The following is a 13193-nucleotide window of genomic DNA, read 5'->3' as shown; positions in this document are numbered from 1 at the left end:
GTCCTTACTCCTTCGCTTCGATTTGTTCAGGTCTGATAATGCGGATAGCCCAGATCATGAAACCGATTAAGAAGAATGCTGATGGTGCAAGTAGCATCAGGCCGTTTGGCTGGTACCAACCACCGTTGCTCACTAGAGGTAGTACTTCTAGGCCAAATAGTTTGCCTGAGCCAAACAGCTCGCGGAAGAAACCAACAGTGATAAGAACGAAACCGTAACCAAGACCGTTACCGATACCATCAATTAGAGATGGGATTGGCGCAGACTTCATCGCAAATGCTTCAGCACGACCCATTACGATACAGTTCGTAATGATCAGACCTACGAATACAGATAGCTGTTTGGAGATATCGTATAGGTATGCTTTAAGCACTTGGTCTACCACGATTACTAGAGATGCGATGATCGCCATTTGAACGATGATACGCACACTGTTAGGAATGTGGTTACGGATTAAAGAAACAGAGAAGTTCGACAGTGCGGTTACGAATGTTACCGCTAGTGTCATTACAAATGCTGTTTCTAGTTTAGTTGTTACTGCAAGAGCAGAACATACACCAAGAACCTGCAACGCGATCGGGTTGTTATCCAACACCGGCGCCATAATGCTCTTTTTAATGTTTTGTGCGCTAGACATTAGTTCAGACCTCCGTCACGAACTTTTGCTAGGAATGGACCAAAGCCCATGTCACCTAACCAGAAGTCGAATGTACCTTGAACACCGTTACCAGTTAGTGTCGCACCAGATAGGCCGTCAACGCCGTGTTCAGAACCTTCTGGAGCACCACCTTTAACAATCTTGATTGCTGGTTTGTGGTTCTCGTCGAATAGTTTCTTGCCAACGAATTGAGCACGCCATGCTGGGTTCTCTACTTCACCACCAAGTCCAGGAGTTTCACCTTGCTCGTAGTAAGTGATACCAGACACAGTGTCACCGTCAGTTTCAACCGCAACGAATGCGTACATCATTGACCAAAGACCTGTACCGTGAACAGGGATGATAACTTTAGATACTTCATCACCGCTTTTCACTAGGTAAACGATACCTGTATTAGCACGACGTAGGATCTTAGCTTTGTCTTCATCAGCTGTTAGCTTGATAGACTCTGCTGGATCTTTCGCTGCTTTACGTTGGTCATAGTTAGCTGCTGTAGAACCGTCTTCTGCAGTCTCGACAAAATCACCTGTTTTGAAGTCAACTAGACGAGGTTCAATGTACTCAGCAAATAGCTCAGGTACTTTTTTACCGTCAGCTTCAATGCCAGCAACTTCTACAATCTTTGATTGCTTATCTAGGACAGCGTTAGCTTTTTGCTTATCACGCAGGCCTACTGCCGCTGTTGATACGATGATTGAACAAACAAGGCTCAACCCGATAACAACACCCAGCGTCTTTTTAATGCTGTCGTTATTACTTGCCATAGCGTGCTAGTCTCCGCTTGATGTTCTTCTCGATAACTACATGGTCGAACAGAGGTGCGAATAGGTTCGCGAATAGAATCGCCAGCATCATACCTTCTGGGTACGCTGGGTTAACTACACGAATCATCACACACATTGCACCGATAAGGATGCCGTACCACCACTTACCACCGTTGGTAAATGAAGCTGATACTGGGTCCGTCGCCATGAAGAACATACCGAATGCAAAACCACCTAGAACTAGGTGCCAATGCCAAGGCATGTTGAACATTGGGTTGGTGTCAGAGCCAATCACGTTGAACAACGTAGACACTGCAATCATACCGATCATTACACCCGCAATGATGCGCCATGAAGCGATTCGCATGTATACGATCATCGCTGCACCGATCATTAGAGCTAGAGTCGATACTTCACCAATTGAACCTGGGATGTTACCGATGAAAGCATCCATCCAAGTGATAGGAGCGCCAGTGATGTTGTTGATCAACGCGCCGCTACCGCCGTGAGCCCATTGGCTAAGAGCAGTTGCACCAGAGAAGCCGTCAGCTGCTGTCCATACTACGTCACCCGAGATTTGAGCTGGGTAAGCGAAGAATAGGAACGCACGGCCTGCAAGTGCAGGGTTAAGGAAGTTACGACCAGTACCACCGAAGATCTCTTTAGCTACAACAACACCAAATGTGATACCTAGTGCCGCTTGCCATAGAGGTAGCGTTGGTGGAACGATAAGTGCGAATAGAATAGAAGTTACAAAGAAACCTTCGTTAACTTCGTGCTTACGCACCATACAGAAAAGCACTTCCCAGAAACCACCAACAATAAATACTGTTGCGTAGATTGGTAGGAAGTAAGTCGCACCTAGTAGCATTTTACTGCCAACACCTGCTTCAGCACCTATGGTGCCGCCAAGCATTTCTGTTAGCCAGTAGTGCCAGTTACCAGAGATAACTGTCGCTAGTTGATCACCAGCGTACATGTGGTTAAGTGCTGCGATAGCTTGGCCACCCGCGTTGTACATACCCCAGAACATTGCTGGGAATACCGCGAACCAAACCATGATCATGATACGTTTTAAGTCAACGCTATCACGGACGTGCGAGCTACGTTTTGTTACTAGACCTGGCGTGTAGAAAAGCGTTGCCGCTGCTTCGTACAGTGCAAACCATTTTTCGTGTTTGCCGCCTGGTTCAAAATGATGCTCGATATCCTCTATGAATTTCTTAAGCATGGATTACCCTTCCTTCACAATGGTATCTAGGCATTCACGAAGTAGCAGACCGTACTCGTATTTACCAGGACATACAAAGGTGCACAATGCTAGATCTTCTTCATCCAGTTCAAGCGCACCCAGTGTTTGAGCACTGTCAGTATCGCCTGCACATAGATCACGAAGCAGCAAAGTAGGCTCCATATCAAGTGGCATTACACGTTCGTAGTTGCCAATTGGAACCATTGCACGATCACTACCGTTAGTCGTTGTTGTCATGTTGAACAACTGACCTTTAAAGATGTGACCAAGGAAAGATTTCGTGATTGAGAATTTGTTTTTACCAGGAACAGCCCAGCCAAACAGTTCTTTCTCACGACCTTCACGCAGGACAGAAACCTGCTGATGGTAACGACCAAGGTAAGCATGTGGACCAGACGCGTGAGTACCTGAAAGTACAGAGCCTGAAATCACACGAACTTCACCTGGCATCAATTCGCTGTCAGTTAGGTCTTCAAGAGAAGCACCTACAACAGTACGAAGAAGACGTGGGTTATTCACTACAGGACCAGCAAGAGATACAACACGATCTGTGTATAGCTCACCAGTAAGGAATAACTTACCGAACGCAATAACGTCTTGGTAGTTGATGCTCCAAGCCACGTTTTGTGCATTTACTGGGTATAGGAAATGCATGTGGGTGCCAGCAAGACCTGCTGGGTGAGGGCCATCGAAGACGTGTTCTTCTACGTTAGACTGAGAAGAGCGTGGCAAACTAGTGCCAGATTTACATACGTAAACCTTGTCTTCTGTCAAGGCTGAAAGAATGTCTAGACCTGCAACGAATGCTTCTTGTTGTTCATTGATGATCAACTCAGGCTGAGCTGCTAGTGGATTAGTATCCATTGCAGTTACAAAGATAGCCTTAGAATTTGAATCGATTGCTGGAACCTTGCTAAACGGACGAGTACGTAAAGCGGTCCAAAGGCCAGAATCAACCAGTTGAGTCTTGATCGCTTCACGATCTAGATTTGCTAGTTGAGCTGCTTCGAACTTATCAAATGTTACCTGCTCTTCGCCTGCCACTTCAATCACTACAGATTGAAGAACACGCTTAGCGCCACGGTTAACTTCGATCACTTTACCGGCTGCTGGTGCTGTGAACTTAACGCCAGGGTTCTTTTTGTCTTCAAAAAGAACTTGCGCTTTTTTCACTTCATCACCAACGCGGACATGCATGGTAGGACGCATGCCAACGTACTCTTCGCCAAGCAAGGCGACTTTTTTGATGGTCTTACCATCATTAATCACCTGGGATGGAGTTCCTGCGATAGGAAGATCCAAGCCCTTCTTTATTGTAATCATACGCACTTGCACTACTTTTATCGGGAAAAAGATTCTTTTGATTGCGTAACTTTTAGACACGACATCAGTGTCCGGTTTCGATGCTGTTTAAAACATCAAAATCGCAACATCCTATTAATTATCTCGTCACAAATATTAGGCGAGATTTATCAGGTGCGGTAGTCTAGCATTTTTTAGGAACTTGATGCCATGACCAATCTTAGGAAAGGAGGGTTTATTTCGGTAGAATCGAGTGTAAAAGGTTAAAGAATAGTCATAACTTTGACCCATCGCACAAATGCCAAATCCCTTGCATCTGCTAAGGAAATAAAACATTCACGCTTTGAAACATGCGTTAATTTTCATTCATTTGTTGAAACACTGTTAACACATTTTTTAACCTTTATTTGTGCCACATTTTAATCCCGTAAAGATGTAAAACAAAAAAAGATGGTCGAAACCATCTTTCTAAATCAGTGTTTTAATCACACTCTAACGACCGCCACCCATACACATCGGACTATCTGGTGCACCGTCTTGCTCTTGTTTCCATTCTTCATTGGTGTAGGTGTGAATCGCCAATGCGTGAATGTGATTATCAAGTTCATCAGCCAGTACAGTGTGTACTTGACGGTGACGCCCAATGAGGCGCTGACCAGCGAATGCATCACTGACCACTATCACTTTAAAGTGACTTTCTGAACCCGGTGGAACGTTGTGCATGTAACTCTCATTGATCACTTTCAAATAATTAGGTTGCAACTCACTATGCAGTTTCTTTTCTATGATTTCTTGGATCATATTTCATCCTCATCGATGCCAATTCGCTAAGTATATACTCTCGATTGGCAAATTAAATAAGCGAACTCATATTCCCCTCTCTTTCAATGTGCCATGATTTAGCAAAAGCCTGTGAAAATCAGTAAATTTGACAGCTTTTTGTATCTTGAGCTCTCATCATTTGCGACAATAATCACTTATTTCCAAATTGACTTACGTTTAGCTATGAAAACCGAACTGAATCTTCACGAGAGAAGCCTATCGCTTCATCGTTTCCCTAAGCGCTCTAACGAGACTCTTCAAGCATGGGATGCGGGGGATGAGTACCTCATCAATCACGTGGAAGAGTTAGCAATACCAGATAACCAAAACATTGTTGTTATTAACGATAGCTTCGGCGCTTTGGCATGTTGGTTTTCGGACAATCACAATGTCACCCTCATGAGTGACTCCTTCATCTCACACAAGGGTGCACAGCAAAACCTCGAAGATAACCAATGTAAGCCAGTCGCCTTTCTCACTACGATGGACGATATCCCTGAGAATACAGACTTGGTCTTGATGCAATTGCCAAAAAGTAATCGCCACCTAGTTTGGTTATTAAGTCAACTACGTAAAACGCTACCTGACTCTTGCCCAATTATTGCCGTCAACAAAGCAAAAGAGATTCACACTTCAACACTTAAATTGTTTGAAAAACACTTAGGTGAGACAAAAACGTCTCTCGCGTGGAAAAAACATCGTTTGGTGCTTTCTAATGCTAATGCACTGCCAATCATAGAAGTCGATCCGATGACCGTTTGGGGAGTAGATGGAGAAAACATTCAACTGAAAAACCTACCAAATGTTTACTCAGGCGAAAGTCTGGACTTAGGTGCACGTTTTATGCTTCAACACCTACCTCAAGATCCAACGTTGAAACACATCATAGACCTCGGCTGTGGCAACGGTGTGCTATCAGTGAAAATGGGCCAATTAAACCCTCAAGCCCGCCTAACGAGTGTGGATGAAAGCTTTATGGCTATCGAGTCAGCTAAACAAAACTTAGTTGATAACCTAGGCGAACCTTACGACATTCAATGCATTACAAATAACTGTTTGGATGGTTTTAACCCTGATAGTGCTGACATGGTGATGTGTAACCCGCCATTCCACCAACAACAAGCGGTAACCGACCATATCGCTTGGCAGATGTTCTGCGACTCTAAACAAATTTTGAACAAAGGTGGCAGATTACTAGTCATAGGTAACCGTCACCTTGGTTACGATGCGAAGCTAAAACGTCTGTTTGGCGATAAAAATGTGAAACTAGTCGCTTCTAACAGTAAGTTCGTGATTTTACAGGCAACAAAAGATCCTGCTAAATTAGGCGCAAAGCAATAAAGCCCTGACTTTAGCAACATGTTTAAAAGGAATAATAAAATGAGAAAACTGGTACTCGCGGCTTCGGTTGCCTTGCTTGCTGCATGTTCAACGCCACAACAACCACAACTGAACCTACAGGCTGAATCGACACTAAGCACTAACCCGATCGTGCAAGGCAAGACGTACAGCTTAACCAGTAAAGACGTTCGTGCAGCGCAATACGTTGCACTTGTCGATAACGGACGCTCTAACATTCTGCCAATCCATGCCAAGCAAAACCTACGTATTTCGCTAGAAGAGGCGCTAGAGAAACAGTTCTCTTCTCAAGGTTTTCACTCGGATTTAAACAGCGATAATTCTATTCAATTAGAAGTACAAGAAGCGCTAGTCAACGTTAAACATTCTGTGATGGAAAACGAGATGGACGCGAAAGTGATTCTTGAAATCACCGCAGAAACTCCGCAAGGCAAGCTAGTTAAGACCTATACTGGTACAGCTAAACGCTCAGGCACACTTAGCGCTTCAGACTCAGACATTGAACAAACATTGAATGATGTCGTGGCTTTAACTCTGAAGGAAATCGCAAACGATCCTGAGCTTCGTCAATACATGCAGGAGCGATTCTAATGTTACGCAAAGCGATTCTTTCTTTGGCACTATTAAGTTGCAGTGTTTTTGCAGGCCCTAAAGTGGCGTTTGAAACAACACTAGGTAACTTTACTGTTCAGCTTAATGAAGAGAAAGCACCTATTACTGTCGCTAACTTCCTTAAATACGTGGAAGATGGCAGTTACGAAGGTACCATTTTCCACCGTGTTATCCCTGGTTTTATGGCGCAAGGTGGCGGCTTCAACCAAGACATGCAGATGCAAAAAACTTACGCGCCAATCAAGAACGAGGGTAACAACGGTTTGAACAACGACCGAGCAACGATCGCTATGGCTCGTACAAACGCACCTGATTCTGCAACACGTCAGTTCTTTATTAACCTCGTCGACAATGACTTCTTAAACTATGGTGCTCGCCCACCTGGTTATGCGGTATTTGGAGAAGTGACGGAAGGTTTTGACGTCATTCAGAATATGGCGAAGCAGCCAACCAAGTCTATCGGTCGCATGCGCGATGTCCCAGAGACGCAAATCGTCATTACCAAAGCAACTCTACTCAAGTAGCCAAAACCATAAGCCCTTTGAATATTCGAAGGGCTTTCTCTTTTAGTGGCTCTATTTTAACGGATTGATTTATGTCTTCATTACCTTCCATCACTTGGTTGGAAACGGTAAAAAGTTACCTCGATAAACGCCTACTTTGGGTTTTCATGCTGGGTTGTTCCAGTGGTTTCCCTTGGGTCCTTATCGGATCTAATATGTCTGGCTGGCTAAAAGATGCGGGCCTGACGCTTTCTGCTATCGGTTACTTTGGTAGCGTGTTCGCGGTTTACGCGATCAATTTTACGTGGGCACCTCTGGTAGACCGACTTAAACTGCCCATTTTGCATCGTTTGCTTGGGCAACGTCGAAGCTGGATATTCCTTTGCCAAAGTATCGTGTTAGTAGCGACGCTGTTTATTGCCGGTGTAAACCCTGCCGAGAATCTTGTGTTGGCATCATTACTAGCACTCTGCATTGCGACCGCTTCTGCAACACAAGATATTGCTATTGATGCTTTCCGTATCGATACCTTCCCAAAAACAGAAGAATCTAAACTGCCACAAGCTTCTGCTATGGCGGTGATTGGTTGGTGGACGGGTTACTCACTCCCTGGGTATCTAGCCTTTATCAATGCAGACAGTATCGGTTGGAATGGTGTCTACTACGGAATGGCGTTTATTGTCATTTTACTGATGATTTTTACGCTGTTGGTCGGTGAACCGAAAACCCAACGAGAGCAACTTCAATCTGAAGCTGAGCAACGCCATAAAGAAGTGGTGGGTTCTAAAGTAGTAGCTTGGTTTACCGTAACGGTTGTAGAGCCCTTCTTAGACTTCTTTAACCGAAATGGTGTTCGCGTCGCTATCACGCTATTGCTGTTTGTTTTCTTATTTAAGATTGGTGAAGCTTTCTTAGGTCGAATGTCGATTGCCTTCTACAAAGAAATTGGATTTAGCAATGAACAAATTGGCTATTACTCCAAATTGATTGGTTGGGGCGCAACCATGTTGTTCACCTTTGTCGGCAGTATGTTTAATGTGAAGTTTGGTATCGTACGCGGCTTAATGATAGGTGGTATCGCAATGGCAGCAAGTAACCTGATGTTTGCTTGGATTGCGAAAGTGGGTCCAAACGAGCATCTTTACTTGGCAACGATCATTGTCGACAACTTTACAACGGCATTCTCGACCGTTGCATTTGTGTCCTTCTTGACTATCTTAACCGGACAAGCCTTCTCGGCAACTCAATACGCCTTGCTTGCATCTCTTGGCAACTTTGGTCGCACTACCCTCGCCTCTTTCAGCGGGGAACTGGTGGATTATCTCAATGATTGGACGACTTTCTTCATACTAACCGCATTAATGGTTGTGCCTAGTTTGATCATGCTTTATTCACTCAGACACTACTTTACTGAGCTACTCGAGAAAGCAAGGCAAAGAGATTAAAGAAAAATGATTGAAAAAAACCACCGAGATTCGGTGGTTTTTTGGTTTTGTCTGCCGCAATGTTTAAGGGTACATGCCTTTACCAAACAAGTTAAAGATTCTTGCTACGCCTTGTGTAAATATCATCGGCTCGGTGAGTACGGTTAAACATAAACAGTCTTCACCTGCTTTAGTAAATGGGCAGTGTTTAACAGACGCATCTCTGACAAGTACATCACCCACTTCGTAGTGACCATCTTCATCACTAAATCCACCGTGCAAAACCAACGTTGACTCTTGCCCTTTGTGTGTATGCTGAGGAATTCTCACGTCTTCGCTTATGTACATAAGATTGACACGTGCATCTTCGCCCAAATCAATCTGTGCGCTGTAGACTTTACCACCGTAACTCTTCCATTCACCGACTAGATCAGAAAAACGACTCAGCGTTTTCGGCAACTTAAAATCTTTACCAGCCACGGCAACTCGCGCAACATCTTTTATGATAATGCTGTCTGATTTTGGCTCAGCGGTGATGATGTCATTGAACATACTGTCAAATTCGACGTCATATTCCATCACCGAGCTTTCTATTACTACGTCGGCCTGCGCCGCTTCTAACTGGTTTACATACGCCCGACATTTTGAGCAGGTTTCTAGGTGAGTGGCAACCACCAAACCAGAAACTGCATCAATGCTTCCCGAAGCGTACGCCTCTAACAAGTTGTTATCTGGATGTTTGTTCATAATTGCTCCGTATGCATCGAATGCCTCAGTTTTTCAACCGCTAACCTCAATCGAGACTTCACAGTGCCCAAAGGTATATCGAACAATTCAGCGACCTGTTGGTGCGGCAGTTCTTGAAGGTACACCGCTTGGAGTACTTCTCTTTGGTTTTTCGGCAGTATGTCTAAAAATTTGACTACCTGATCTTTGAGCATATCTTGCTCTGGTGAGTAATGGTCAACCAAATCAGGCGGGTAATAATCTGAAGGCCAAATGTCGTCAGAATGAATATGTAAGTCTTTGCCTTTCTGCTTTCTCAGCAAATCAAAACAGAGATTACGAATTATGGTGTAAATCCATGTGGATAAAGCACTCTTTGTACCATCGTACAAATGAGCTTTCTGCCAAACGGTTGCCATGGTCTCTTGTACCATCTCCAAAGCAACTTGCTCGTTTCCAACATGCTTGTAGGCGAACTGTTTTAACTTAGGCGCATAAAAACGAAAGACAAATTCGAACGCATTTTTATCCCGCGCCTTCACCTTGTCCATGTATTCATTCCAATCGCTACGCCCAAGTTTCTGCGGGCTTTCACTCATCATAATCGGCCTTAATCATTGGGAGGAGTGCCCTCCTCCCCCTTCGTCCTTAGTCTGTGATGTCATCAACGATTAGGTTGAAGCCACCATTGTTGCCATCATCGATAGCGACTACTTGGTATACGACGCCATTCATTACCGTTACAGGTGCAGAATCTATGGCTACTGTAGATGGGTCGCCGGCAACCGTCACCGTCACAAAATAAGACCCTTCCGTCACGTATACGCCTTGTACACTTTCTTTATACGCAAAATTAGCTATTGCTGGATCACTTCCTTCGATTCCCGCGCTAGAAGTGAGATAAATATCGACCATTTCAGCCACAGGATTCGCAGCTGCATGCGTTACGTTCAAGGTTGCGCTGGTTGCAACTGCACGACGCATGTCTTCAACGACCAGTGGTTCGATTGCAATTGCAGGAGTGACAACACCAACTGCATAAACGCTATAATCCATACCGCCTTTCACTTCTAAACCGTCAACATCGATAATTGGGTCCGTCGTTGTGCCATCGACAAACACATCAATATCATAAGCTTTTGGCGCAAGGTCCAAGTACCCTCGAATCTGTTTAAACTCCAAATCCGCAAGCGGAGCAAACGCAGCACCATCAACGTGGACGTCTACAACCGGAGCACCGTCAACTAAGTGCCCTACTCGCACTTCGGCTTGGCTTCCCATATCTTCAAGTATAGAAGAGCCAGAACCATCTAATACCACTAACTTCACCGGAGAGGTGCTATTTGAATCACCAGTCTTAATAGCAGCAATGGTCAAATTAGCATTGGCTGGGAGAGGAATGGTTCCCGAATCAAACGCTACTGTGTCACCCACGGCCAATCTCACTTGGTAATCGCCTGCAGGGATATTCAGCACATCCGTTGACGCTTTATAAGCGAGATTAGTAATCGGTGATGAATCTGCCAAGGCTGCACCGGGTGCAGTCACATAAAGGTCTACAGCTGGGACGCCAGAAGCGGCATGTACCACCTGAACATCTAAACTATTTGCATCCGCCATCGAAGTCGCGCTACGAGTAACAATTAAAGGTTCAACAGGATTTGGTGCTCCTGAAGCGTCACCCACGACAAATGCTGTATAGTTTAGGTCCGAGTCGAGATCTAATGAAGTTTTCGGTACAACAGTTACCGTTTCAGCGCCTGGAAGCTGTACATCAACTTGAACAGAGTTACTGCCCTCGGGTAACTTCACGTATCCCGACCCGACGCCATAGTCTACGCCGGTTAACGCCGCTCCATCATTTATCCAAACATTAGCCAACGGCGCGTCAGCGGAAGCATGTACTGCTTGAAGGTTTGAATACTCTATCGAGTCGCTATCTGAGCCGCAGGCAGCAATCCCTAGCACAGCAACCAGCGTTACTGCAGTTTTGGTTAGTCCTTTCATATCCTTGTCTCTCTTTGAGGTGGGGCTTCGATGGCATCATTAAGAAAATCGAGTGCCGGAAGACAATCCTCTGCACTCACCAATCGTTCAAATAGAGCGCTGTCCAATGGCAATAGCTCGAGCCATCTTTGCACTACCCACGACGGGTCATCATAAAAACGATGTTGGTAAAGTGTCCCTAGTTGAGGAAACTGCTCGTACACGTGAGCGAGTTGATGGCTTAAGTAAATGAAGTCTGGCGACGACAAAGGCTGCTGCCAGTTGTCTAACCACTCAACCTCTGCATGACGCAAACCATCTGAGTCTGCTCTAATTCGCTTGACCGTAAACCGTTTTTCACCGACTACGGTGATACCAAGAAGCCCATCACTGAGTGTTTCAAAATCAACGATGGTGACCAAAGTTCCGATGGATGACACATTTCCCACCGCTTTAGGGTCCCCCTCACTACCGACAAGACAAACACCAAAACCCACGTTTTGGAGGCTGCATTCTTTTACCATTCTTGTGTAACGTGGCTCAAAAATACGCAGATTCATTTTGCCTTCCGGTAAAACTACTGAGGTTAATGGGAATAACATGACTTCTTTCATTCAAACGTCCTCTTTGGTTCCCACACTCATACGAACGGACTATTAGTCAGATCACTAACGATTTATGTTGGTTAATCGACTGGCTTAAAAAGTCATAAAAACGTTTACGCAAACGACACTCGTCACATATTTATTGCAAACTAATGCAACAACCAAAAAGTTCCGTGAAATAAATGAATTTCGTGACAAGCCTCACTAAAAACCTTCATTTTTGCATCCTTTATCACTTTCATTTGAGATTTTTATCGCTATTATTCCCGCCAATTGGAAAGCGCGGCACAGATTGCGTGTTCTGAATCATTACAAACATAGAGAGTCCCCTTATGCGTAAATCACTTTTAGCTCTTAGCCTTCTAGCGGCTACTTCAGCTCCAGTTATGGCTGCTGACTACTCAGACGGCGACATCCACAAGAACGATTACAAGTGGATGCAATTCAACCTTATGGCTGCTGTTGATGAACTACCTGGCGAATCAACGCACGACTACCTAGAAATGGAATTCGGCGGCCGCTCTGGCATCTTCGATCTTTACGGTTACGTTGATGTATTCAACCTAACTTCTGATCCAGGCAGCGACAAAGCTGACGCAGACTCAAAAATCTTCATGAAGTTTGCTCCACGTATGTCTCTAGATGGCCTAACTGGTAAAGACCTATCTTTCGGTCCAGTTCAAGAGCTATACGTAGCTACTCTTATGGAGTGGGATGGTTCAAACGGTGGCGTGAACACTCAAAAAGTGGGTCTTGGTTCTGACGTGATGGTTCCTTGGTTCGGTAAAATCGGTCTTAACCTTTACGGTACTTACGATTCAAACAAAAAAGACTGGAACGGCTTCCAAATCTCGACTAACTGGTTCAAACCATTCTACTTCTTCGAGAACGGTTCATTCATTTCTTACCAAGGTTACATCGATTACCAATTTGGTATGGATGACGATTTCGGTGCACTTAACACTACTAACGGTGGTGCTATGTTCAACGGTATCTACTGGCACTCAGATCGCTTCGCAGTTGGTTACGGTCTAAAAGGCTACAAAGACGTGTACGGTCTTAAAGATGACGGTCTAGCTGGTAAAACAACTGGCTTCGGTCACTACTTCGCTGTAACTTACAAGTTCTAATAGAACCGATAAGTTCCCCAAAAATGGCGCCTCTTGGCGCCATTTTTATT

At 44.7% G+C, this 13193-nt stretch carries 14 protein-coding genes; 5 read left to right on the top strand and 9 right to left on the bottom strand.

All coding sequences use genetic code 11. From position 1 onward, the window contains the following. Window positions 1-4: 4 nt before the first annotated feature. The 5 genes from ATB76_RS21425 to bolA form a co-directional block, all read right to left on the bottom strand. On the bottom strand, window positions 5-637 hold the full coding sequence (locus ATB76_RS21425) for an NADH:ubiquinone reductase (Na(+)-transporting) subunit D (protein WP_005436651.1): 633 nt from the start codon (window positions 635-637) through the stop codon (window positions 5-7). Continuing rightward, window positions 637-1422 carry a Na(+)-translocating NADH-quinone reductase subunit C gene (locus ATB76_RS21420; RefSeq protein WP_038864645.1) on the bottom strand — a complete coding sequence of 262 codons (786 nt, stop codon included), beginning with the start codon at window positions 1420-1422 and terminating at the stop codon, window positions 637-639. The genes ATB76_RS21425 and ATB76_RS21420 overlap by 1 nt, the downstream gene beginning before the upstream one ends. Beyond that, window positions 1412-2653: an NADH:ubiquinone reductase (Na(+)-transporting) subunit B gene (locus ATB76_RS21415; RefSeq protein WP_005436648.1), complete on the bottom strand. Its 1242-nt coding sequence runs from the start codon at window positions 2651-2653 to the stop codon at window positions 1412-1414. The genes ATB76_RS21420 and ATB76_RS21415 overlap by 11 nt, the downstream gene beginning before the upstream one ends. Before the next feature lie 3 nt (window positions 2654-2656). Next, window positions 2657-3997 (bottom strand): Na(+)-translocating NADH-quinone reductase subunit A, encoded by a 1341-nt coding sequence (locus ATB76_RS21410; protein ID WP_038864644.1) that lies wholly within the window; start codon window positions 3995-3997, stop codon window positions 2657-2659. A gap of 471 nt (window positions 3998-4468) precedes the next feature. Next, a complete protein-coding gene (gene bolA, locus ATB76_RS21405; protein WP_005427328.1) occupies window positions 4469-4777 on the bottom strand; it encodes a transcriptional regulator BolA in 309 nt (102 codons plus the stop codon). Between the two features lie 204 nt (window positions 4778-4981). On the opposite strand from bolA, the gene ATB76_RS21400 reads away from it, so the two are divergent. The 4 genes from ATB76_RS21400 (at window position 4982) to ATB76_RS21385 (ending at window position 8717) form a co-directional block, all read left to right on the top strand. After that, on the top strand, window positions 4982-6139 hold the full coding sequence (locus tag ATB76_RS21400) for a methyltransferase (protein WP_042600082.1): 1158 nt from the start codon (window positions 4982-4984) through the stop codon (window positions 6137-6139). 39 nt (window positions 6140-6178) lie between these two features. Beyond that, a complete protein-coding gene (locus tag ATB76_RS21395; protein ID WP_042600070.1) occupies window positions 6179-6748 on the top strand; it encodes a YajG family lipoprotein in 570 nt (189 codons plus the stop codon). After that, window positions 6748-7293: a peptidylprolyl isomerase gene (locus ATB76_RS21390; RefSeq protein ID WP_061036095.1), complete on the top strand. Its 546-nt coding sequence runs from the start codon at window positions 6748-6750 to the stop codon at window positions 7291-7293. Before ATB76_RS21395 ends, ATB76_RS21390 begins: the two co-directional genes overlap by 1 nt. Before the next feature lie 71 nt (window positions 7294-7364). Next, window positions 7365-8717, top strand: coding sequence for an MFS transporter (locus ATB76_RS21385; RefSeq protein ID WP_061036094.1), 1353 nt, complete (start codon window positions 7365-7367; stop codon window positions 8715-8717). 63 nt (window positions 8718-8780) lie between these two features. On the opposite strand, the gene ATB76_RS21380 is transcribed toward ATB76_RS21385, so the two are convergent. Genes ATB76_RS21380 through ATB76_RS21365 form a run of 4 tightly spaced genes read right to left on the bottom strand, consistent with a single transcriptional unit; the run spans window position 8781 to window position 12022 of the window. Then, window positions 8781-9443, bottom strand: coding sequence for a ChrR family anti-sigma-E factor (locus ATB76_RS21380; protein ID WP_061036093.1), 663 nt, complete (start codon window positions 9441-9443; stop codon window positions 8781-8783). Next, window positions 9440-10024, bottom strand: coding sequence for an RNA polymerase sigma factor (locus ATB76_RS21375; protein WP_038864633.1), 585 nt, complete (start codon window positions 10022-10024; stop codon window positions 9440-9442). Before ATB76_RS21375 ends, ATB76_RS21380 begins: the two co-directional genes overlap by 4 nt. A 46-nt stretch (window positions 10025-10070) precedes the next feature. Further along, window positions 10071-11429 (bottom strand): DUF4397 domain-containing protein, encoded by a 1359-nt coding sequence (locus ATB76_RS21370; RefSeq protein WP_038879106.1) that lies wholly within the window; start codon window positions 11427-11429, stop codon window positions 10071-10073. Then, window positions 11426-12022 (bottom strand): LON peptidase substrate-binding domain-containing protein, encoded by a 597-nt coding sequence (locus ATB76_RS21365; protein ID WP_038864631.1) that lies wholly within the window; start codon window positions 12020-12022, stop codon window positions 11426-11428. Before ATB76_RS21365 ends, ATB76_RS21370 begins: the two co-directional genes overlap by 4 nt. A 323-nt stretch (window positions 12023-12345) precedes the next feature. Between ATB76_RS21365 and ATB76_RS21360 the strand changes: the two genes are divergently transcribed. After that, a complete protein-coding gene (locus ATB76_RS21360) occupies window positions 12346-13143 on the top strand; it encodes an outer membrane protein OmpK (RefSeq protein ID WP_038864630.1) in 798 nt (265 codons plus the stop codon). Window positions 13144-13193 lie beyond the last annotated feature (50 nt).

Source organism: Vibrio sp. MOR3, assembly GCF_001557775.1.
Classification (GTDB): domain Bacteria; phylum Pseudomonadota; class Gammaproteobacteria; order Enterobacterales; family Vibrionaceae; genus Vibrio; species Vibrio jasicida.
This window is presented reverse-complemented; position numbering and strand designations above follow the sequence as displayed.